General features: G+C 58.9%; 14 protein-coding genes. 9 read left to right on the top strand and 5 right to left on the bottom strand.

Annotation, left to right across the window (positions count from 1 at the left end; translation table 11 throughout):
* Nucleotides 1-86 precede the first annotated feature (86 nt).
* The 4 genes from M2447_RS08240 to M2447_RS08225 all read left to right on the top strand — a co-directional run bounded on the left by M2447_RS08240 (nt 87) and on the right by M2447_RS08225 (nt 7,446).
* Nucleotides 87-1,451, top strand: coding sequence for an MBL fold metallo-hydrolase (locus tag M2447_RS08240; RefSeq protein ID WP_277558184.1), 1,365 nt, complete (start codon nt 87-89; stop codon nt 1,449-1,451).
* A 181-nt stretch (nt 1,452-1,632) separates the two neighbouring features.
* Nucleotides 1,633-2,271, top strand: a complete 639-nt coding sequence (gene eda / locus M2447_RS08235; RefSeq protein WP_108826295.1) for a bifunctional 4-hydroxy-2-oxoglutarate aldolase/2-dehydro-3-deoxy-phosphogluconate aldolase — start codon at nt 1,633-1,635, stop codon at nt 2,269-2,271.
* 165 nt (nt 2,272-2,436) lie between these two features.
* Nucleotides 2,437-5,109 carry a helicase C-terminal domain-containing protein gene (locus M2447_RS08230; RefSeq protein WP_277558182.1) on the top strand — a complete coding sequence of 891 codons (2,673 nt, stop codon included), beginning with the start codon at nt 2,437-2,439 and terminating at the stop codon, nt 5,107-5,109.
* A 21-nt stretch (nt 5,110-5,130) separates the two neighbouring features.
* Nucleotides 5,131-7,446, top strand: a complete 2,316-nt coding sequence (locus M2447_RS08225) for a hypothetical protein (RefSeq protein WP_277558180.1) — start codon at nt 5,131-5,133, stop codon at nt 7,444-7,446.
* A 40-nt stretch (nt 7,447-7,486) separates the two neighbouring features.
* On the opposite strand, the gene M2447_RS08220 is transcribed toward M2447_RS08225, so the two are convergent.
* Entirely contained in the window at nt 7,487-8,035 is a 549-nt protein-coding gene (locus M2447_RS08220; protein WP_277558179.1) for a GNAT family N-acetyltransferase, read from the bottom strand.
* 169 nt (nt 8,036-8,204) lie between these two features.
* Here M2447_RS08220 and M2447_RS08215 point away from each other — a divergent pair, with 169 nt between their 5' ends.
* From M2447_RS08215 to M2447_RS08205, 3 genes are read left to right on the top strand one after another with little or no spacing between them, the layout of a single operon-like run.
* Complete coding sequence (locus M2447_RS08215) at nt 8,205-9,068, top strand: 50S ribosomal protein L11 methyltransferase (RefSeq protein ID WP_277558177.1); 864 nt, start codon at nt 8,205-8,207, stop codon at nt 9,066-9,068.
* Nucleotides 9,069-9,078: 10 nt separating this feature from the next.
* The gene (locus tag M2447_RS08210) at nt 9,079-10,122 is read left to right on the top strand and encodes an o-succinylbenzoate synthase (RefSeq protein ID WP_277558175.1); all 1,044 of its coding nucleotides are present in this window, start codon (nt 9,079-9,081) and stop codon (nt 10,120-10,122) included.
* Complete coding sequence (locus tag M2447_RS08205) at nt 10,104-11,291, top strand: AMP-binding protein (RefSeq protein ID WP_277558174.1); 1,188 nt, start codon at nt 10,104-10,106, stop codon at nt 11,289-11,291. The genes M2447_RS08210 and M2447_RS08205 overlap by 19 nt, the downstream gene beginning before the upstream one ends.
* Nucleotides 11,292-11,337: 46 nt before the next feature.
* On the opposite strand, the gene M2447_RS08200 is transcribed toward M2447_RS08205, so the two are convergent.
* The 3 genes from M2447_RS08200 to M2447_RS08190 are packed head-to-tail and all read right to left on the bottom strand — an operon-like array spanning nt 11,338 to nt 15,524.
* Nucleotides 11,338-12,177 (bottom strand): MBL fold metallo-hydrolase, encoded by an 840-nt coding sequence (locus M2447_RS08200; RefSeq protein ID WP_277558173.1) that lies wholly within the window; start codon nt 12,175-12,177, stop codon nt 11,338-11,340.
* A gap of 30 nt (nt 12,178-12,207) precedes the next feature.
* Complete coding sequence (locus tag M2447_RS08195; protein WP_277509574.1) at nt 12,208-13,917, bottom strand: phospholipase D family protein; 1,710 nt, start codon at nt 13,915-13,917, stop codon at nt 12,208-12,210.
* 47 nt (nt 13,918-13,964) lie between these two features.
* Entirely contained in the window at nt 13,965-15,524 is a 1,560-nt protein-coding gene (locus M2447_RS08190) for an adenylosuccinate synthetase (RefSeq protein ID WP_277558172.1), read from the bottom strand.
* A 307-nt stretch (nt 15,525-15,831) separates the two neighbouring features.
* On the opposite strand from M2447_RS08190, the gene M2447_RS08185 reads away from it, so the two are divergent.
* Nucleotides 15,832-16,230, top strand: coding sequence for a helix-turn-helix transcriptional regulator (locus tag M2447_RS08185; protein WP_277509571.1), 399 nt, complete (start codon nt 15,832-15,834; stop codon nt 16,228-16,230).
* Nucleotides 16,227-17,534: a HipA domain-containing protein gene (locus M2447_RS08180; RefSeq protein ID WP_277509570.1), complete on the top strand. Its 1,308-nt coding sequence runs from the start codon at nt 16,227-16,229 to the stop codon at nt 17,532-17,534. The genes M2447_RS08185 and M2447_RS08180 overlap by 4 nt, the downstream gene beginning before the upstream one ends.
* 9 nt (nt 17,535-17,543) lie before the next feature.
* Here the strand turns inward: M2447_RS08180 and M2447_RS08175 are convergent, their stop codons facing one another.
* Nucleotides 17,544-22,361 (bottom strand): autotransporter outer membrane beta-barrel domain-containing protein, encoded by a 4,818-nt coding sequence (locus M2447_RS08175; RefSeq protein WP_277558171.1) that lies wholly within the window; start codon nt 22,359-22,361, stop codon nt 17,544-17,546.
* Nucleotides 22,362-22,613: the final 252 nt, after the last annotated feature.

Here is a 22,613-nt window from a genome sequence, read left to right as displayed (position 1 = left end):
CGCCGCCGGAGCGCAAGAGTGTTTGCGCCGTCCCGGGATTCACACTTGCGCCGCCGCCCGCGCGCACGTTTTCTTGTGCGCACAACATGAAGCTAATCGACCTCAACCGCGACGGCGCCATCGGCGCCAACTGCACATATCTGCAAATCGGCGAACTCAAAGTCATAATTGACTCCGGCCTCCATCCGAAAAAAGCCGGACGCGAAGCCACGCCCGATTTCAGCAAAATCCGCGGCGTCCACCTCGACCTCATCATCATCACGCACTGCCACCTCGACCACATAGGCAGCCTGCCCGTGCTCATGCGCGAGCACCCCGAGGCGCCCGTCGTCATGACCACCTCCAGCGCCATGCTCCTCGAGCGCATGCTGCACAACTCCGCCAACGTCATGCTCCGCCAGAAGGAGGAGGCCAACATTCCCGAGTATCCGCTCTTCACGCACGAGGAAATTGACCGCCTCAAAAAACGCTTCACCGGCATCCCCTTCGGCCAGGCCAAGCGCGTGCAATCCGGAGGCAACAAGGACGCGATCACCTTCATCCTCCATCCCGCGGGTCACGTCGCCGGCGCCGCGGGCGTCGAAATCCAGCACAAGCGCCGCAAAATCTTCATCACCGGCGACGTGCTCTTCGACAACCAGCGCACGCTCAACGGCGCGAAGTTTCCCGTGGACCGTTTCGACACGATCATCATGGAAACCACGCGCGGCAACACCGAGCGCCCGCCCGAAAAATCCCGCGCCAACGAAGTCGTGCGTCTCGTCGACACGATCAACGAAACCATCCAGCGCGGCGGCTCCTGCCTGATCCCGGTCTTCGCGCTCGGCCGCCAGCAGGAGGTGCTCTCGATTATCCACGACGCGCGCAAATTCCGCCGCCTCGTCGATTGCCCCATCTACGCCTCCGGCCTCGGCATGGACCTCGCCGATTACCTCGACGAAATCTCGCGCAAAACAAAACACGCCAATTTCAACCGCGGCATCATCAAGGAACTCAAAATCAAACCCGCGCCCCGCAAACTCAATCCCGGCGAGGACCCGAAGCAAAACGCGCTCTACATAATCAGCTCCGGCATGCTCGTCGAGCGCACGCCCTCCTACGTCCTCGCCTCGGGCCTCATCGGCAACGCCAACAACACCATCTGCTTCGTCGGCTACTGCGATCCCTCCACGCCCGGCGGCGAAATCCTCGCCTCGCGCAACGGCGACACCTACCTCTTCAAGGCGGCCAACGTGAAGGCGAAAATCAAGGCCCGCGTCGAGAAGTTCGAACTCAGCGGCCACGCCGACCGCGAGGAACTCCTGCAATACGCCGTGCAATGCAACCCGCGCTCCATCGTGCTCACGCACGGCGAACCCGCCTCGCGCGCCTGGTTCATGGAGCAACTCACGGAAGCGCTCCCCAAGGCCAAAATCACCGACCCCGTGCCGTTGCAGGAATATCAAATCTGACGAATGGGGAGTGCGGATTTCCAAGGCTACTTCGTAAACGGAATGCGGAATAACAATCCATCAAACTGTCATCTGCATTTCGTTTTGCGCTTGGGCTCCCATTGATTTCGTAATCCGCACTTCGCGATTTAATATTTGCGGCCTTTGCACTTTTCACAACTCGCCACCAATCATCCGAACCATGAAAAAAGACGCCATCCTCTCAAAAATCAAAGCCGACAAAGTGATCGGCCTCATTCGCGCCGACAGTCCCGACGGACTCATCGACTGCGCGCGCGCGCTCGCCGCGGGCGGGCTCACGAGCATCGAGCTCACCATGACCACGCCCGGCGCGATCCGCCTGCTCGAAAAGGCGACCGCCGAGCTGCCCGATTTTATCTTCGGCCTCGGCACCGTGCTCGACACCGAAACCGCGCGCGCGGGCATCCTTGCCGGCGCGAAGTTCATCGTCACGCCCGCCACGCTTCCCGCGGTCAACGAACTCTGCCGCCGTTACAGCGTGCCGGTTTTCAGCGGCGCGTTCACGCCCACCGAAATTCTTCGCGCATGGGAATCCGGCGCCGACGCGGTGAAGATTTTCCCCGCCGAATTCTTCGGCCCGAACTACATCAAGTCGGTCAAGGCGCCCTTCCCGCAAATCGACTTCGTGCCCACCGGCGGCGTCAACGAGAACAACGTGGCCGACTTCATCAAGGCCGGCGCCACCGCCACCGCCGCGGGCAGCTCGCTCGTCCAGGCCAAGGCGTTTAAGGAAAAAGACTGGGCGACAATCACCGCCAAGGCCAAGGCCTTCGCCGACGCCGTGGCGGCAATCAAATAAGTGTGGAATTGGCATCCTGCCGCGTTGTCCCCTTATTCAAACACGCCTCGCGCATTTTTGCGCTTTTTCAAGCAGACCGAATTACGGTCTGCTTTTTTCTTTTTTGAAAACACGCTTGCGTGACCGTCGTTCCGCATTCGGCATTTCGAGTTCCGCATTTCTCCGATGGATTTCGATCTCGAACAACGCACCGCCAGCTTGAGCGTGGGTGAACTTTCAGATTTCACCCTCGGGCCGCGCGATGCGTCCGGCGCGCCAAGCGGACTCTGGCGCGCGCAACTCGGCACCCACTGGCATAACCAGCTCCGCGCGCAAATCGCATCCGAGAACTCCGCCGCGCAATTCGAAATCCCCATCACCGGGAAAATTGTTCATCGCGGCTGGATACTCACGCTCACCGGTCGTATCGACCAGCTCATTCCCGCGACCGAAAATACGCCGCTCATCCTTCGCGAGATCAAAACCGTCACGCGTCCCATTCCCGCTGACGAATCCGAGCTGCGCGCCGAGTATCCCGCTTACTTTGTCCAGCTCGCCACTTACGCGGAGTTGCGTCGCCTTGCGGACACCGGCAATCAATCCCCGCGCATCCGCGCCGAGCTCCATTTCGTCGAAGTTGCCAGCGGACTCGCCCAGACGATCACGCTCACCGCAATCGACGACACGCTTTTTCGCGCGCAACTCGAGCGAGTCACCGAGTTTCTCAACCTTCGCCTTCGCGCCCGCGAGCGTCTTCGCAGTCTTCGTTATCGTTCGCCGTTCGCCACGCTCCGGCCCGGACAGGAGACGACCGGGCGCGATCTTGCCGACGCGCTTGCCGAACACCCGGTTGTTCTCTTCGAGGCGCCCACTGGATTCGGCAAAACCGGCATTCTCCTCGAACTCGCGCTTTCGCACATGCGCGAGGGCCGTTTTGACCGACTCATTTACCTCACGAGCAAAGCCACCGGACAACTCCAGGTTACGCGCACTCTCGCGGATATGGCAGACCAGGGTAGGGCGAACCCTCCGGGTGAGCTGTTTATCGACGCGACTCATCCGGAGGGTTCGTTTCACCAAATCGAATCGCAACCCTCAGTGGCTCCCGCGTGCGCAATCCCCGTCGCCGCCGATTCCACGGACGGGATGCCTGTGCCGCACGATCCCCGCCCCGGCGAGCTGGCGGCCCGTGCCACGCCCGTCACCGCCTGGCTCATGCGCCCCAAGCGCGAGCATTGCATCAACACCGCTTACAACTGCACGCGCGACACCTGCGCCTATCTCAACGATCTCGAAACTCGCTGGCCGAAGAGCGGGCTGTCGCGCTTTTATCTTGTCGAAGATCATCCGCGCGACATCGCCACGCTTCGCGCCGCGGGTGCCGACGCGCGCATTTGTCCCTACGAAATTTCCCGCGCCGCGCTTCCGTTCAACGACGTGTGGATCGGCGATTACAATTACATTTTTTCGCCGGCCAATCGCGGCATTTTTACCGGGCAGCCCGGCTACGATCCGGAGCGCACGCTGCTCGTCGTTGACGAGGCTCACAATCTCCCGTCGCGCGTTGCCGATGTTTTCAGCCATGCATTTTACGCGGACGATGCGCGCGCGGTCGGCAGTTGGTTCAACATGGTCCGGGTTCCCTCGGCGCTTTCCAATGCGTGGAGTCATTGGGTCCACTTTCTCTCCACGCTCAAGGCAAACGGCGCGCACACGCTCGCGACCGAGGACGACGCTCGCGAACTCATCGACACTCTTGCCGGTCAAATCACCGCCACGCCGCTCGATTACGCGCAAATGCCCGCCGGGATCAGCGAGACGCTCTGGTCGATTCCCGAGCTTGCCGCCGATCTCGCGTCGCTCGACCTTCCCCGTCTTTGGTGGAGCCCGCAAAACGCGCTCCTCGTAATCACCTGCCTTGACGCAGCAGACGCTATCGGTCCGGCCATCGCCGAATTTGGCGGCGCCATCCTCGCCTCGGCGACACTCACTCCTGTCGAAAACTTCACCGCCGCATGCGGACTGGATTCGCCGGAAACACCGGAGCCCGGCCCGGCATCCTCTTCTCCCAAGCTCGATAAGCTTGGCGCGCTGACCAAGCGCGACACAAAAAAACTATTCGCCAAGCTCACCTCCGCCGCGGATCTGCTCGCGCTCGACGAAGCCCGCGCAACCGTCGTGCCGCATTATGTCCGCGCCGCCACGCCTTGGCGCGATGACGCCTACGACGTTGCCATCGACACCCGCGTCAACACCACCTACCAGCAACGCGCGCAGTTTTCCGAAACCACCGCATCCACCATCGCCTCGCTCGCCTCGGCGTCGGGCGGCAACGTGGCTGTGTTTTTTCCCAGCTACGCTTATGCCGAAACCATCCAACGCGAGCTTGCCGACATGCATCCAGCGATTCGCATTTCGATGCAACCCAAGCTCCCTGATCTTGCCGCGCAAAACGCATGGCTGGGGCAATCCCTATCAGCGCCCGGCGTGGTGCTTCTTGTTCTTGGCAGCAGCTTCGCCGAGGGCATCGACCTGCTCGGCGGCCGCATCTCGCACGCGATGGTCGTCGGCCCCGCGCTCCCCGAGGTGAACCCGATCCAGCGCGCGCGTCTCGCGGCCTATGCAAATCTCGGACGCGACGAGGCCGCGCGCCGTGTTTATCAAATCCCCGGCATTCAAAAAGTGAATCAAGCCCTGGGCCGCCTGGTTCGCGCCCCGGGACAGCGTGCCAAGGTTCTTCTCCATTGCCGCCGCTTTGCCGACAAAAGTTTTCACGATCTTCTCGCGCCCGAATACCGCGCGTCCCTGCGGATTGCGAATGACGAGGAACTGAAGAATTGGCTGGGGCAAGGCGTCTAGGAGCTGAGGTGCAATGTCATTGTGCTTGCGAGGCTTCTGGTGCGCTGGTTGCTTGAAAATATGAAATTGAAGTCGCTCCTGTATGCAATGATGGGCTGCGGAATCCTGTGGCTGATCGTTGTTGCGGCTCAAAAGAATCCAAGCGTCCATGCTGATGCTCCGGATGTTTTGACGGCGGTATTGTCCGCCGGAACCGACGAGGAATTTGCGATGGCGTTGAAGGCCGTTGAGTGGAAGGATTTCGCCTCCACTTATCCCAAAAACAACGCGGGTGATCTTCTGAAAATATGCCAGCGCATAATTTTGATTCGTGAAACGGACAAGTCGTTGGATTCCTGTTTCGGAACTGTTTTTGGCCAAGCTTGTAGACATGGCGCACCGGAAGACTTCCCCGTGTTGCGGGAGTTGTTTGTCAACAATCCGCTATCTTATCTCAAGAAAGTTTACATGAAGGATTTCACGTCCTTCTGGCTTCGTTGGAAATTGGCTCAGCTTGAGAAAATTCGCCCGCCACCAATCGTAATTGAAAGCAATGATGACAAAATCGAGAAGATGGCATCGCATCTTTCAAGGGATGAGCTTGAGGCATGGAAAACATACAGGCGGATTATGCAGCCGTGGAATGATTCTGTGTTTGCGAAAAACCATGGCTATGTCGCCGACAACAGGCGTCTGTCATACACCTATAGGGGAGACCAGTTTTGGCAGATGGTGGAGGATATGATCTCAGGGAAACGCGCGGTCAGTGCCGAGAAGATTTTTCTATGGGAGTGGATGGCCGATTGTGGCACCAATGCATTCGGATTTTTTGAGGCCAAGCGGCAGGCGTTGCTCATCGCTTTGCTTATGGAGGAGCGATATGATCTGGCGATCGCCTCAGTGCTCAGTGACAACTATAGCACGCTCTGGTTTTCTCCCGAGAGGGTGCCAATGTTTCAGCGACTTGTCGAATTATGCGGCATTGATTATCAAACTTTTTGCCGCGGCGCGTATGTTGACGCGAGGATCAGTCCCGAAAGAAGGTTTAACCCTTATGCGCTAAGGCTGCTTGTGGGAGCGGGTGATGAACCTTCGATACGCGTGGCACTGAAAGAGGCTGAAAAGATGCGCGACAATGATCTGTTGTCATCCTATGAACTGGATTTCCTTTCTGCATTGGTTGATGCTTCGGGTGACGCAAAAAACCGCAAACGACCCTATGGGTATGGTGGCCGCATGGAAATTTCGCATGGGCTGCGCGATGACATCATACGGTTCATGACAACACTTCTCGCGCCCGAATCGAACCCGGAAAAGTGCAGGGAGGTCATCAAACGTCTGGCCCAAACCAAGTCTCCGCTGATAGTCGATCCCTTGCGGGCGGTGATAAGAACGCATCCATCAAAAACAGTGTGCGACGAGGCTGTGACGGCAATCAAGGGCATTACCGGTTACGAACCGGTTGTGCCAAAAAAACCGGGGCCGGTTTATTATAAGATTTCCATAAACGGGAAGCCTCTGGCCAACACGGAAGTCAGGTCGGCACTGTATGTTTTCAAAGGGAATCGCCGCGAAGTAGCGACTCGGAAAGGCTCAACAAATGAGAACGGTATTTTGAAGCTAGACCGAGATTTTATTTTGCGCGCGACAGGAAGCGGCGGGAGACTCGTGTTTTCCAGATACGGAGGCGAGGCGTTGCCGGAGGTGCCGGTTTTTTTTGCGGAGGCTCCGGTCGCTAGATTGCAAACATCAGAGATCGTTTCCGTGGACATCCAGAGCGCCCCGATGATATTTGATTTTAATTTAACCCACCCAATAGCTGACTATAAAGTCCCGATATATGCGTGTTTTGTGTGGATGTCTGATGATGAAAGAATGGAAGGAAGCAGAGATCGCGCCATAGGTATCATCCGCTTGTCCGAGTCGGTTGTCTTTCCGTCCGTCGCCCTTGGAAGGTATAATATCTCCATCAATATTGGTGAATTTGGAGAAGAGGAATCAGCTGTTGTTCATTTCGCAAAATCTCGCCACGCAGCCACACTAGCGCCTCGTGTGGATGCAATCATGAGGCTACGTTTTCCCGACAACGAAACCCATAAGCCATTATACTATAAGGGATATTGGAAGATGGATTCTGGAAAGACGGGCGAGGTTTCAATACGCGGTGATAGAGTTTTCTTCAGAAACATGCCTTTCGGGCATTATACTTTGACGGTCGAGCTTCCGATGAAAATTACGGGCGACGAGGTCGAGGATATTATTACGGGGAAGATGAAATCATACAAAGCCGATTTCACGATTACCGCGGACGTGTCCGAATGCTCGGATTTGCAGATGGTCGCGTGCGAGAAGCCCTAAGTTGCCGATTTGTGTTGGAATATCGCGTGGGGCGGGTGGTTTATTCTCCTTGTGTGTCAAAATCAGTTTTGAGGATTTGCCATTGAATGGCGTCGAGGAGCTGACCGTCCTTGGGCGTGCAGCGCGGGATGACACCAATGCGTGTCATGCCCGCTTTTTTCATGACGCGTCCGGATGCGGGGTTGTGGGGGAAATGATGCGCACGGATTGTTTCGAGACCGAGATCGTCGAAACCATATTGAATGATGCGGCGGGCGGCCTCGGTGCAAATGCCTTGATTCCAAAAGGGCGCGCCGACCCAGTAACCCACTTCGCCAAGGCGTTTTTCGAGTGTGAGATTGAGGCCGATGGCTCCGCGCAGCTCGCCGGTATCGCGCGCGCGGATGGCGAGCGTGGTGCTTGTGCGCGCGAGGTGATCGGGCAGGTGCGAGGCGATCCATTGCCCGGCGAGGCCGTCGGGATACGGATGAGGAATAAACGCAGCCATCGAGGCCACGCGGGCGTCGCCCGCATAGCGTTGCACGAGCGGGGCGTCGGCGGGCGTGAATGGAGAGAGTGTGAGGCGCGTGGTGTGAAGGGTGGGAAGCATGATCTGCGTGGTGGCGAAATTGAATATGTGGTTGATAGTTCGATGGACGAGAGTTGCGCGATGAAAGTCAAGCGGATCGGTTTTGCGCGGCTTTGCGCGCTGACGGGGAAATCGGATTCTTTGAAAAATCAATTTGCCGAAGATGCAGGTCCGGCGTGTCGTGTGCGGCATGGATTTATTTGAAATAAAGGTCGAGATCACGCCCGCCTCCGTTGAGGAGACGGACAATCTTTTGCTCGAGTTGGGCATTGAGGGGTGGAGCCTGCTTGAGGATGTGATTGAAAAGCGCGCGTGGGTTGTCGGCATTTTCCAGAGTGGCGACGAGGCGCGCGCGCAATGGGACGCGTTGAGGCCGCAACTGGGCGGCGCGCCGATTGGCGAGGCCGGGTTGCGCGCGCTGGGCAACAGCGACTGGCGCGACAGCTACAAGGCGCACTTCAAGGCGTGGAAATTCGGACGCTTGCACTGGGTTCCGGTTTGGGAACGCGACAAGTTCACGCTGCCCGGGGGCGAGGAGGTTATCTGGCTCGATCCGGGGATGGCGTTTGGCACGGGGAATCACGAGACGACGCGGTTGTGCGTGGAGCGGCTTGTCGAGTTGCCGTTCAATCGTGATGCGCGGGTGATTGACGCGGGGTGCGGGTCTGGGATTCTCGCGCTGTCGGCGGCGAAGCTCGGCTACGAAAATGTGCGCGGATTTGACAACGATCCCGATGCCGTGCGGGTGAGCATCGAGAACGCGGAGCTCAACGACATGGCGGGGCGGGTGGATTTTTTTACCGGCGACCTCGTCACGGGGCTCGCGGGTCACAAGGCCGGGATCGTGATGGCGAACATCTTGGCGAATGTGCTGATTGAGTTTGCGAGGGAGCTGACTGATTCGGTTGCTCCCGGTGGCGTGCTTATTTTGAGCGGGATTCTCGCCAGTGAAAACGAGCAGGTGCGCGATGCGTATGCGAAAATAGTGCCGCAGTGGAAAATCGAGCACCGCACCATGGGCGAGTGGTCGGATGTGTTGCTGCGGGCGCCTTGATAAAATCGCCGTGAATTACACGTTTGCATACCGTCGTTATTCGCTTCCGTTTCGCACGCCTTTGCGCACGGCGCACGGTTTGTGGACGCGACGCGAGGGATTGCTTGCGCGGCTTGAGCACGAGGACGGCGGAGTGGGTTTTGGCGAGTGCGCGCCGATCCCTTGGTTTGGCACGGAGACGGTTGCCGAGGCGGCCCATGCGTGCGCGACGCTGGGTTCGCGGGCGAGTGATGAGCGGATTGGCGAAATCGACGCGGCGCGGTATCCGTGTTTGCGGTTTGCGCTGGGCAGGGCGAAGTTATCAGCCGGGCTGTCTTTCCCCGAGAAACATCTGCCAACGGCTCAGCCGGAGGCTTCGCCCTACCTTCCGGTCGCGGCGTTGTTGCCGGCGGGGCGCGCGGCGTTGGGGAAAATCGCGGCGTTGGCGGAGGCGGGTTTTCGCACGTTCAAGTGGAAGGTGGGCGCGGGTGACATGGCGGACGAACTGGCGTTGCTCGATGATGTGTGCGCGGCGCTTCCGGCGGGGGCGCGGTTGCGACTCGACGCGAACGGCGCGTGGGGTCGGCGCGACGCGGAACGCTGGCTGTCGCGATGTGTCGGATATCCGGTGGAATTTATCGAGCAACCTGTCGCGGCGGACGCCGCCGGAGCCGAGGATTTGCTGCTTGGACTGGCGACTGATTATCCGGTGCCGATTGCGCTGGATGAGTCGGTGGTTGGCGCGGGGGATGTCGGACGCTGGCTGGAGATGGACTGGCCGGGAATTTTTGTGGTCAAGCCGTCGTTGTTGGGTGATGCGGATGGCGCCCTCAAACGGCTGCCGAAGGAACGCACAGTGTTTTCGTCGGCGATTGAGACGGGGGTGGGGGCGAAGACGGCGCTGAACATGGCGTTCGAGTTTTTCGCGGACACGGAAAAACCGCGCGCGCTTGGGTTCGGCGTGTGGCCGTTGTTTGAGGACGCGCGTTTTGACGGACCCCGGGCGGCGCCGTTTGTGCGCGCGGAGGAGTTGGAACAATTCAAACCGGAGATTTTATGGAACGCGCTGAATTGATGCGAGTGGCGGAGGCAACGGGCTGTGCCGTAAGGCGCGGCGGGTTTGTTTTTTTGTGCGATCCGAAATGGGGCGCGAGAGAGACTGCCCAGTTTGAGCGATTCGGGAAAATTGCCGACGCAATGGATCAGCCCGGACACGGCTGGCTGTGCCTGCCGACGGGCGGGACGAGTGGTGAGCTGAAATTTGCGCGGCACGATGAGCGGACGCTGGCGGTGGCGGTGTCGGGTTTTTGCAAACATTTCGAAATGGCGCGGGTGAATGCGGTGGATGTTTTGCCGGCGCATCATGTGAGCAGCTTCATGTCGCGCGTGCGCTGCGCGGCGACCTGCGGCGAGCATTTACCCTGGGATTGGAAGGAGATTGACCGGGGGAACTATCCGCGCGAGGCGGAGCTGCCGGGAGGATGGGTGGTTTCGCTCGTGCCCACTCAGTTGCAGCGGCTGCTGGTGTCAGGCGAGCGGGCGTTGTTTTGGCTGCATCAGTTTCGATGCATATTTGTCGGGGGCGGACCGGTGTGGCCGCAGCTCGTGCAGGATGCCGCGCATGCGAAGCTGCCGGTCGTGCTTAGTTACGGAATGACGGAGACGGGCGCGATGGTGACGGCGCAGGGCGCGAGCGATTTTCTGGAGACCAATGACCGCAGCAGCGGGCGCGCGATGCCGCATGTGAACGTGGAGATTGTTGACGCGGGGACGGGGCTCGAAATGGCGCGCGGTCAAACGGGTTTGGTTCAGATAAGCGGGGAGAGTTTGTTTCGCGGATTTTTTCCTGATGCACGCGAGGGGAAGATTTTCCGAACGGAGGATTTGGCGCATTGGGATGCGCGCAGGTGTTTGAATATTGTTGGCAGGCGTGACGCGGTCATAATCACGGGTGGCAAAAAGGTGATGCCGGTCGAGGTGATGGAGATTTTGCGCACGAGTGGCGTGTTCACCGACGTGGCGGTGATTGGCGTGCCCGACCCGAAATGGGGGCAGCGTGTGGTGGCGTGTTATCCGGCGCGGTCAGTTGCGGGGCTCGATATGCGCCGGGTTGAGTCGGCGCTGCATTCGCTGGCGAAATACAAATGGCCGAAGTCATACGTGCCGGTCGATGAGTGGCCGCGCAACGCGCAGGGAAAGTTGAATCGCGCTGCGTTGGTGGAGGCGGCGTTGGGGACAAAATAATTTGCGCGGCTTCGCAGGGTTTCGTTTTCCTGCACGAACGTGTTTTTTACCAACGAGCGAAAAAGGGGTTGTTTTTCTTTTCCTGAGCCAGGGTGGTGATTGGGCCGTGGCCGCAGGCGAGAACGGTGTCGCGTGGGAGCGAGAGGATGTATTTCCAGTTGTTTTTGATGGCGTCGTCGTAAGCGTCCGCGCTGCCGCCCATCGAGCCGGCGAAGAGCGAATCGCCGACGATGGCGAGGGGATACGAGAGATCGGTGGTGTAGTAGGTGGTGCCGCCGGGGGAGTGCCCGGAGGTCGGGTAACTGCGAAGCGTGAGGTCGCCGATGTGGAAGATGGTGTTGTCGGCAAAGGGTTTTGCCTCGGGAACGTCGGAGGCTTCGCGCGCGGAAATCCAGACTTCGGGAGGCGTGGCTGTTTTTATGGCGGCGAGGATTTTGCCGAGGTCGGCGATGTGGTCTTCGTGCGCGTGGGTGAGGAAGATTTGGCGGAGCGAGAGTTTTTCGGCGGCGAGGTAGTCGAGGATTTTTTCACCGGACGCGCCGGGGTCGAAGAGTGCGGCCTGACGCGAGCGGTGATCCCAGACGAGGTAACTGTTCACGGTCATGTCGTCGTGAGGTGCGTTGAAGGCGGCGAAACCGCTGCGAAAAACGGGATGCGTGGGATACCATTTTTTTGAGGCGAGGTTGACGAGCGCGCCGGGGTGGAGGCGGAGGTGGCGCGCGACACGGCGTGCGGCGGCCTCGTCGAATTGGCCGGCTTTGAGCGAAGCGAGTTCGGCAGGCGTGATTTCAGCGCGGGCGGCGAGTTGCTCGTCGGTGATACGGAGGCCGCGCTGGGCTTTGCCGAGGATATCGGCGTAATTGTCTTCGATCGGGATGCGAGGCATGGTGAAAAGGATTCGGGCGAGGTGCTAAATTCAGAGGAGTCCCTCGATGGGGAAAATGCGGAGGAGCGTGGTTTTCACGCGGCGCCAGACGCTGGCGTTGGGGTCGGTGTTGTAAGTGGCGGGTTTGCCGTCGGGGGTGCCGGTCCAGTAGAGTTTGCGGTTGCCTTCGGTGTCGGGCTTGGTGATGCGGACTTGGTAGCTGCTGTCGGGCTCAATGGCCTCGTTGAAGAACGCGGCGAGTTCGCGGGAGAGCTCGGGGCTTTCGACAAGCACACCCATCTCGGTGTTGAGGAGTTCGGAGCGGGGGTCGATGTTCATGGAGCCGATGAAGGTAATTCGTCGGTCGATGACAAAGGCTTTTGCGTGGAGGCTGATGCCGGTGCGTTTTCCTCGGAAGAATCGTTTTTTAGTCGAGGAAGGGATGACGCGGAGTTCGTAGAGATGGACGCCGGCATCGATGAGCGGCGCGCGGTATCGGGCGTATCCGGCATGCACGATGGCGACATCGGTGGACGCAAGCGAGTTGGTGAGGAGTTTTACGTCGACGCCGCGTTTGACGAGATTGCCGAACATTTCCACACCTTGGGGACGGGGGACAAGATAGGGCGAGATGAGGAGGAGTTCATCGTTGGCGGTGGTGATGATTTCAGCGAGTTTTTCACCGATGTGCGGGCCTTTTTTGGGGGCGTCGTAGGGGTTTGCCTTGCCGGGATCGTCGGCGATGAGTTGCGCAGGCGCCCAGCACCAGTTGAATCGCCGGGGATGGAGTGTTTCTGCCTGGGATTCGACCAGATCGTCCTCGAAGAGGTCATCGGGGTCGTCGTCGATGGCGAAGGCCGGGGCGAAGAGGCCGCGGATGTTTTCAGCCGCCGGGTAATCACGCGCGTTTTTTTCAAGGGTGGCGCGGAGGGCGATTAGTTTTTTGGAAGCTTTGACATGGTCGTAAAATGCCACGAGGGGGTAGGCGGCGTTGCTGTTCCAGAAGTCGTCGAAGCTTTGGCTGATTTGGGCAACGATGGGGCCGACGGCGAGAACATCGAGGTCGCGGAAGTTCATGTCCTGCCGGGCGTCGAAATATTCGTCACCGATGTTGCGCCCTCCGATGATGGCGGCCTGGTTGTCGACGATGAAGGATTTGTTGTGCATGCGCCGGTTGAGACGGCGTCCATCGAAGAGGAACTGGGTGGCGAGGCCTAGCGCGAGGCTCTTTCGAATTTTGAAGGGGTTGAAGATGCGGACTTCGACATTGGGGTGCGAGTCGATGGCGAGGATGTTGCGGTCGTTGCCGATCACATGAATGTCGTCGATGAGCACGCGCACGCGCACGCCGCGGTCGGCGGCGGCGAGGATGTGCTTGATGACAAGGCGACCGGTGGAGTCGTCGTGGATCATGTAATACTGGACATCGAGCGAGCTGGCGGCCTGGTCGGCGAGCGCGATGCGGGCGAAGAGCGCCTCGGTTCCGAGTGCGAGAAGTCGGAAGCCGGAATGTCCCTCGGGCTGCAAGGCGAGTTGCTCGGCGATAAGCCGTGTGTTGATTGTGTGCGAAGGAGGGGGGAGCGCTTCGGAGGCAATTTTCGCGTAATTTTTCCGAACACTCGAGCAACCGCTGGCCAGAAGCAGAAATAGCGTGAGGAAGATGGCGATGCCCGTGCCGCGAGTGTTGCCGCCTGTGAAAACAAAGCGCGAGAAGGCAATTCCGCGCTTTTTGATTTGTGTGCTGTTGTGAGCGGCAAACACAGTGTGGCAGCTGTCGGGCGGACTGGAGCGGAGGCGGCGTCAAGAACTCAGGTGAGCTTGAGCAGTTCCATCGCAGTCGGGATATCCTTGATGAGTTGGGAGGGTTCGGGGCCGACGCCAAGGTATCGGAAATTGGGCAGCGCCGAGGCGGGGATGCGCGAGAGGTCGTTGCCGTAATCGCCGTGGAACGCGACTTCTACCGTGGTTCGATACATGGCGGCGACGTAGCGGCGGGCGCTTTCGGGAAGATCGGCGAAGCTTCGAATTTTCGAAATGTCCTCGGACCAGCCCGCGTATTTTGCGTAAACAGGGCGGAGGGTGCGACGGACGGCCTCGTTGCGGGGGACGTGATGATAGCGCTTGCCGGATGCGTCTTCGTAGGCGGTGCAGATAAGGAGTTCACCGCGCCAATTGCCGTCGTGAGTGAGCGCGTCGGCCTTGTTGATCATGAGGTCTTGGTAGCCGCCGTAGCGGAGCGCGTCGCCTTTTTCAACAGCGTCAAACCAACCGACCATGCGCTGGCGTCCGGTGCTGGTGCCAAATTCGATTTGCTTGAGCTTGGCGGCGAGCGGGTGCGCGTCGTCCATTTGCGTGATGAAGGTGTGTGTGCCCACCTTGGTGTCATAGGCCTTGGCGACGCCGAAGGTGTGGATGCGCTGGAGCGGAATGCCGGCGCTCTCGAAAAACTCCGGCGCGAAAGTGTGCGACGCGGTGACGTTGGGCGAGAAGCCGTGGCGTTTGTCGAGCCAGTAGGACTGTCCGAACTCGCCAATGATGGTGCGTCCGGCGCGAACCTCGCTGAGGATGAGCTCGCGAACTTCGCCGATGTTTTTTTCGAGCGAAGAACCTGCGCGCCAGTAGGTGTCGGCGAGCGCGTCGAGGTTGAGCGTGAAGGGCGCGGCGCCTTTAAAAGGCTTGAAATCAAATTCGTCGGCAGTGAAGACACCGAGTTCGATGGCCTCGGCGTTGGCGCGGAGTTCCGCAGCGGTCAGTTTCTCGAAAAATGAGTCCCATGTGACGGCGCTGACCTGGCAGACGTGCTGAATGGTGCGGCAGACGCGATCGGCGCGCTGGGCAAGTTTTTTTCGGTAGTCGTCGGGCGAGGCCAGAAAATCGGCAAAGGTGATCTGCCACTGGCCGGTCTCGTCGCAGAATGCGGGCGTGATGCCGCGTCCGGTGGAGCCGCGCGGCTCCTCGCGAAGAACATTGGTTCGGTAATCCTCCCAAGCGAGATCGAGTAGGCGATGCGTGAAATCGGAAACCATCGCGCGTTCGTCAATGAGCAGGCGCGAAAGGGTGGGGTAGCCCTTTTTCTCAAGAGGGAGCGCCTCCCACCAGACCTTGCGCGGATCGGCGACAACTCCAGAGCCGATGGCCAGATGCGCGATTTCGCGTTCAACGACACCGGCCGGCAGAAGATTGAGCTTGATACCGGCGGCGGTATGCCCGGAGTTTGCGCCGCCATTGACCTTAAGCACCACGGAAACCGCGGCGGGTGTGCCACGCAGTTCACTGGCGAGTTCGGGAATGAGACGGCCTTTGCCCTCGTCGCCAAAGGAAATGCCGACATCAGCGATGAGCTGGCTTGAGAATGGGAGAAGTGACATGGTTGATGTTTCGCGCAACCGGAGTCACATGAGCGTTCCCCTGTTGCAGAGAAGCAGAAAGAAGACGACGCGCATTTCGGCAACCATAAAAGATTCGATGTCCCAACCGAGAAAAAGCCCCCGCCCATAAATATCACCTAGAAAAAAGCTAGTTTTTTACAATGTATGATAGTCGCGAAAAATGGCGAAAAAACGCCATAAATCACTATAATTTGTCAAAAATCGCGAGTTATATACATATCATTAAATCGCTTTTAGTGGCGAATATCTTGACAAAAGTAGTGTTTTTCGCCAAATAATACGAAAAATGAAAATCGAGCAAAACATGTCCGATCAACCAATTCTCAAAATAATTGGGATCAGACTGGCGCAAACACGCCTCTCTGAAAACATGACCCAGGCACAACTTGCGAAATTTGCGGGCGTGTCCAAACGCACATTGGAACGCATGGAAAACGGCGGCTCATCCCAACTGGTTGCGCTCATCCGTGTCTGTCGTGTCTTGGGATTGGTCGAACATTTTAACGACCTGATACCTGAATTACCCCCAAGCCCGATGACGCAATTGAAATTGAGGGGCCGTCAACGCAAACGCGCGCGCCCGCGCACCGATTCGGCAAGGTATTCCGAGCACAATCGCACCGCCGGGCAGTTTCTGCTGGAAGAGCCGAAGCCCGGCAACTGGACGTGGGGGGACGACACATGACAACGATCGCGGAAGTGAAACTCTGGGGCCGCACCATCGGCGCGGTTTCGGTGAATGGCCCGACGGACGTTGCTGTTTTTGAATACGAGCGCGCATTCATAGAAAGCGGCATCCAAGTTTCTCCCATTGTGATGCCATTGAGTGATCGCATTTATAGTTTTCCCAATTTGCCATGGCGGACATTCCATGGATTGCCAGGAATGCTGGCTGATTCGCTGCCGGACAAATTTGGCAATGCGCTCATCAACGCATGGCTTGCCACGCAGGGAAGGACGCCGGACTCGTTCAACGCTGTTGAACGCCTTTGTTACACGGGAGGGCGGGGCATGGGAGCGCTTGAATTTGCGCCGGTGGTTGGCCCCGTTACACGCGCCGCGAAAAAAATCGAAATCGACGCGTTGGTAAAACTCGCCTCCGACGTGCTCAAGCATCGCAACGATTTGAAAGGCACGTTTTCCGACGAAAAACGCGCGCAGTCGCTCAAGGACATCTTGCGGGTCGGGACATCCGCGGGTGGCGCGCGCGCCAAGGCGGTCATCGCTTGGAATCCCCGCACCAATGAAGTGCGGTCGGGCCAGGTCGGCGCAGGTGACGGTTTCGAATACTGGTTGCTCAAATTCGACGGCGTCTCGAACAACCGCGACAAGGAACTCGCCGACCCAAAAGGCTACGGTGCGATTGAGTATGCGTATTCACTGATGGCACGCGAGGCGGGCATTGCGATGAGCGAGTGCCGTTTGCTGGAGGAGCACGGGCGGCGCCATTTCATGACGCGCCGTTTTGACCGTCAGCCCGGCGGCGGCAAGCTTCACATGCAGTCGCTCTGCGCGCTCGCACACTACGACTTCAATAGCGCGGGGGCCTACTCCTACGAACAGGCGCTGCAGGTGATCCGAATGCTCGGACTGCAAACAGACGCGGTCGAGGAGCAGTTTCGGCGCATGGTTTTCAACATCATCGCGCGCAATCAGGACGACCATGTGAAAAACATCGCCTTTCTCATGAACAAAGCCGGACGTTGGACACTGTCACCGGCATTCGACCTGACCTTCAGTTACAATCCAGACGGCGACTGGACGTCGACGCATCAAATGACAATGAACGGCAAGCGCGACGATTTCACCCTGGCCGATTTCAGGGCGTGCGCGCGAAACGCGATCATGAAACGCGGGCGTGCCGGGACGATTATCGACGAGGTGCGCGCCGCCGTTGCCAAGTGGCCTGATTTTGCGAGGCAGGCCGGTGTTCCCGCCGTGTGGCGGAAACACATCCAGCAAAACTTGCGAATGAAAAAGTTCGCGTAGTGTCGCGGATTACCAGAGCACGCGGTAGCCGAGGTTGAACGCCCATGGACGGTCGTAGTTGTCGGCGGTCGCGTATTCATATTCCAAATACACTTGGCTGATGTCGGTGAGGCGATACATGGCGCCGAGACCGACCTCGAAACGCCAGCCCTCGCAATCGGGCGTGAACTCCCGGTCAAGTATCTCCACGAGCCCGCCGCTGCTGCTCACTTTTGCGGCGGCCAGTTTTCCGTAGGGATGCCACTTTGTGTCACGGAATTGGCGGCCCGTGCGGATGCCGACACGGTATTGCTGCGAACGCAACGACTCCATGTTTATATCGAACGCGCTCACTGTGGACGTGGTTTCATATTCCGCTTTTCCAAACCATGACATCGACGCCTGCACGGAAGGTTCAAGCCACCAGCCGTTGCTCCAGTTGAAGCGGCGGCCAATTTCGACAGAGATTCCGCCCATGTTGGTGTTGTCCTCGCCGTTGGTCACATGGCCGTTCGGGCTCTTGGCGTCGATGGTTTGCTCTTGGTGCCCGCCCTTGATGATGGCGTCGGCATACCAGCCGCTTTTGTGCAACCAGCTGCCATACACGCCGAATGCCACCGTGCGGCTTTGGCTTTCGCCGCTGTTGTCAAGATCTAGATCAACCGCGCCGACGTCGGCAAACACGCCGAGGAGCCAGGTTGCGTTTTCGGTGTTGAAAGCGCGATCACCGCCCGCGGTGACGCCGTAGCCGTATTGCGTGTAGGAGCGTCCGCTCATGTCCGCGTCCGCATTCAGTTGATAGCCTCGTCCGCGCAGCCAGATGTTGCCCTTGTTGGCGGCGTTGGGGGCAAGCGCTTCGCGTTCCATGCGGATTTCGCCCATGCGCTGGTGCATGGAGTCCATTGCGTAATTCCAATCCCTGCCGAGCATGGCCGCGGCGGCGATGGCGGCGTCAACGACGCTGGATTGTCCAGTGTCCTGCAAATACCATGCGTTGTCGTTGAGCAGCCCGGTGTTCTCAGTGCCCTTTATCAAGACGAATTTGTTGAGACCGAGATCGAGTTCGTCGATCTGGTTTCCATAAATATCGACGAGGTGATATTGCGCGGTGTCGTCGCCCGCTGCGCCGGTGAAGTTGATCAGTTCCACATAGGAGCCCTCGGCGGGGGCTTGGCCTGTGGACACGATGTTGACGCCGAACACGCCGGATGCGTTTTCGCTGATTTGCAGGTAATCGCCCGCTAGACCGCCATCAATCACGGTCCAAGTTTTTCCGGTGGCAAGCCGCCTCACCTCATCGAAATCGACATTGAGGGAGAGAATCGAGTCCACGCCGTCGAGCCGGGCTATCGTCATTGTTTTTGGAGTGCCCGCGACGAAGCTTAGCCGGCTGCTGTTCATGTAAACATTTCCAAGGCTCATGCCGGTCGCGGCGGCGATGAGCCGGGCGTTGTTCATATCAACACCGAGTGTCGAGGCGATGGTGTTGGCGCGGGTGATTGTGACGGCGGCATTGTTTGTGAGCGCGAGCGTGCCCGAGCCGGCGACCGTGTTTGAGAGCGTGCCGCTCACGCCCGAGAGTTCATAGATCGCATCGGCGGCCACGTTAACAGTTGCGATGTTCAGGGCGGAGATGTGCGTTGCGAGCAGACGGCCCTCGTTAATGTCCACGGCGCCTTCAAAGTCGCTGTTGGCTTGCGCAATGGTCAGTGTGTTAGCGCCTTCCTTAATCAAGCGTCCGCTGCCGGCGAGTGTGTTTTCGAGCGTGCCGTTTGAGGTGCTCGAAACGGTCAGGCTTCCGGTGCTGTCGGTGAACTCGATAATGCCGTCACCGAGACCACCCGCATTGTCGAGAAGCGCGGCGGAATCCGCGTTGATGGTGATTTTGGAATGCAGCTCGGCGTTTGCGCCGTAGACGGCGAGTGTGGAGGAGTTGATGATGAGGTTTGCGCTCGTGCTGCCGGTGACGGTGCCGCGGATTTCGCCGTCAGCGTTGAGTTGCAGGGTGCCGCTGTTGAGCGCGAGGATCGAGCCTTCCTTGGCGTCGAGGGAGCCGATTTCCTGGGCAAAGTTGCCGGCGTCAAACGCGGCGCCGTTTTCAATCGCGAGCATGGAGGTCTGCCCCAATGCTCCATTTGCGCCAAGCCGGAGCGTGCCGCTGCTCACGCTCGTGGTGCCGGTGTAATCGCTTTCCGCGTTGCTGAGCATGATCCAATCGGTGGCTTGTATGTCGAGGCTGCCGTCGCCCGTGATTTTTGTGTTCAGGGTCGAGCCAGCGGCGGTGCCGTCGTCGTGATCGAGAGCCATCGTGCGTCCGTCGAGGATATCAAGTTGTTTCAGGCCGTAGGAAATATAGAGGCCGTCGCTTGATGCGCCGGTGCTCGCCACATAGTCGTAAGTGGCGACGGCGTCTGTCGTCACGCCGTCGTGCGAAAGGTTGATGCTGTGTGAATTGCTGACCACCGCGCCGCTTCCGTCATGAATGACGAGATTGGCGGCGTTGCCGGAGGCCCAGTCGGCCTCGATCAATTTCATGAGCACATCGCCGTCGTCCTGCTTCAGCAGCGGCGTGCCTTCCAGTGCCGCGAGATTAGTGCCGCTCGGGATCAAGCCGGGGTCTTTGAATCCCACCTGGATGCTGCCGGAGCCGACGGTGAGGGTGCCTGTTTTCAGGACGGTTTCGACCTGGCCCGCCATCGGTTCGACTTCGCCGAATTGCAGCAAGCCGCCGTCAAGTGTGATGCCGCCGATCTGGCGCGTGCCGGAGCTTGTCGCGATTTGGGTGACGTTGCCTGTGCCCAGGGAAAGGGTCGCGTTTGCGAGCAGAGCTTCCGTCGAATCGTCTATGACATAGGCGCTGTTTTTCAATTCCACCGCGCCTTGGAAACCGGCTCCGGTCGTCGTGGTGTCCATGCTGAAAACGTCCGCCGTGCCGGTGAGATTCACGGTCAATGTGCCGCTGCCCCGCAGGGTGTTGCTCCACTGGAAATTTCCCGCGGTGGCTGTCCTGAGCGTCAGGCTTCCGTCGGTTTCGATTTCGACGGTGGCGTCCGCGCCGAGGTTTTCTTGCGAGGCCACTGTGCCGCTTCCGGTGATATTCCAAGTGCCCGCGTAATTTGTTTGCGTGCCGGTTAGGTTCACGCCGGAGGAGCTGACTTCGGTGATGCCCGCGCCGGTGATGGTGTTGCTGAACACGGTCACGCCGTCGGCGATTTCAATGACGCTGCCGTTGTCAATCGTGCCGGCGCCGAGGGCGTTGTTTGAGGCGATATTTAGCTGGCCCGCGGTTACTGACACCAAACCTCCGAAATCCGCGGCGGCGGTGTTTCCGTCCATGGTCAGCGTGCCCGATCCCGCCTTGACCAGTGTGCCCGTGATTTTGAGGGCGCCGGAATAAGTGCTGTCCTCCAAGTTGTTCACGGTTAATTTGCCGATGCCCGAAAGCACGCCTGACGACGCGCCGGACAGGTCGCCCACTTGCTGGTCGTAGCCGTTGAGGTTGAATGTGCCGTCAACCACGAGCGCGGCGCTATTCATGATTATGTTCGCGACGCCCGCTGTGATCACGCCGGCCTTGATGGTCGTTGTTCCCGAGTAGGATTGCGCCGAGGAAAAGGTGAGCGAACCCGCGCCCGTCTTGGTCAGGCCGCCGATGCCGTAGAGATTGGAGGCGATTGTGACATCATAGCCGTTGGTATCCAATCCCGCTCCTCCATCAAGAACAGCGACCGTCGGAATCCCCGAGATAAAATCTGCCGAATCCGCGGCCGCGCGGATCGTGCCGCTGTTGAAACTAACCACTGCCGTGCCGGCCTTTTTTTCAAGTCCGGCGACTTCCAGCACGCCGCCGTTCAAGTTGATCGTGCCCACGCCTGTGCTGTAATTTCCGAGTGCGATCACACCGGGAAAGAGGACCGAGCCTTGATCGTTGATGTTCAGCGTGCCATTCGACGAACCGCCGATCGCAAACTCGTGCGTTGCAACATCGGCTTCGGTCATGTCCCAAATGCCATTGTCGTAAATGGATACTGTCCCGGCTGCATCGAAACCGATGAGATATGCGCTCGAGAGATCGGACTCCGTCCCGCTGACCACCTTGGCATTGTTCCTGATCTCCAAAAGACCGCTGCCATAATCGCCGACAGTCAATGCAGTGCCGATGGTCCACTGGCCGTTGCCCGACACCTTGACTTCACCGCTTCCGTCAACTCCCGCGCCGATTATATTGTCGGAGCTCGTTACCGCACCACTGCCTTGAATGGTCAACTGTCCCGTTCCCCAGCTGCCCGCGGCGCTGCTGGATCCGCCGATATGGAGGGTGCCCGCATCCCATGTCGCGTTGCCGTCAACAGACACCGTGCCGACCGCGCCGGCGTTCAAGCCGATGTGGGCGCCGTCGGTTTTGAGCGAGGCGTTGTTGTGCAGCGACACCGAGCCTGTCCCGTCGGAACCAATCGTGGCGTGGAGTGTTTCAAGCGAGGCGTTGCTCCACATTATCAGCGAGCCGTTGCCGCCGGCATTTTCGCCGATGTATAAATTTCCCGCCGTCGGGGCTGTGGCCGTGACAACCGCGTCGGTGCCAAGGATCAAGCCGCCCGCGCCATTGCTTCCCACAACAATGCCGCCAACCTCAAACGTGGAGTTGGCGACCACGGCCGTGCCGCTGTTGTCGATGTAGGCCGTGCCAGTGGCGCTGGGCGCTGCGGGCGTCCAGTTTTCGGGCCGGCTCCAGTCACCCGTGCCGGTGCCCTGCCATTGGGCTTCATCCGCGCGCAACGGTGAAAGCGCGCATGCTGTCAGGAATATCGCGGCGAAAAAGGTCCGCGGATTGTTCAATGAGGTTTTCATGTAGGAAAGGAGTTCAAAATTTTGTGGGTGGCACCGGTGTTGTTATGGCCGGAGTTTTCGCACAATTATGTTGGATTGGATGAATTAGGTTAGAGCAAAGAGAGAAATAAATGACCGCCCAAGTTGTCAAAGGCTGCTAAAGCCACTCATGGCTTAACTACATCCCACTAATCGCAACCACTTTTCAAGTATTTTTCGTCACAACATTTTTCGTGACGCACCCCGCGATATTGCAAAATCAAAAAAATGTAT

Origin of the sequence: Ereboglobus sp. PH5-10, assembly GCF_029504735.1 — a bacterium.
Lineage (GTDB): Bacteria > Verrucomicrobiota > Verrucomicrobiia > Opitutales > Opitutaceae > Ereboglobus.
Note: the sequence above shows the minus strand (reverse complement) of the source record. Positions and strands in the feature narration are given on the sequence as shown.

Coding starts and splice junctions, on each gene's coding strand:
- M2447_RS08240 (WP_277558184.1), top strand. CDS start 87: ATGAAGCTAATCGACCTCAACCGCGACGGCGCCATCGGCGCCAACTGC.
- eda (WP_108826295.1), top strand. CDS start 1,633: ATGAAAAAAGACGCCATCCTCTCAAAAATCAAAGCCGACAAAGTGATC.
- M2447_RS08230 (WP_277558182.1), top strand. CDS start 2,437: ATGGATTTCGATCTCGAACAACGCACCGCCAGCTTGAGCGTGGGTGAA.
- M2447_RS08220 (WP_277558179.1), bottom strand. CDS start 8,035: ATGCTTCCCACCCTTCACACCACGCGCCTCACACTCTCTCCATTCACG.
- M2447_RS08215 (WP_277558177.1), top strand. CDS start 8,205: ATGGATTTATTTGAAATAAAGGTCGAGATCACGCCCGCCTCCGTTGAG.
- M2447_RS08205 (WP_277558174.1), top strand. CDS start 10,104: ATGGAACGCGCTGAATTGATGCGAGTGGCGGAGGCAACGGGCTGTGCC.
- M2447_RS08200 (WP_277558173.1), bottom strand. CDS start 12,177: ATGCCTCGCATCCCGATCGAAGACAATTACGCCGATATCCTCGGCAAA.
- M2447_RS08190 (WP_277558172.1), bottom strand. CDS start 15,524: ATGTCACTTCTCCCATTCTCAAGCCAGCTCATCGCTGATGTCGGCATT.
- M2447_RS08185 (WP_277509571.1), top strand. CDS start 15,832: ATGAAAATCGAGCAAAACATGTCCGATCAACCAATTCTCAAAATAATT.
- M2447_RS08180 (WP_277509570.1), top strand. CDS start 16,227: ATGACAACGATCGCGGAAGTGAAACTCTGGGGCCGCACCATCGGCGCG.
- M2447_RS08175 (WP_277558171.1), bottom strand. CDS start 22,361: ATGAAAACCTCATTGAACAATCCGCGGACCTTTTTCGCCGCGATATTC.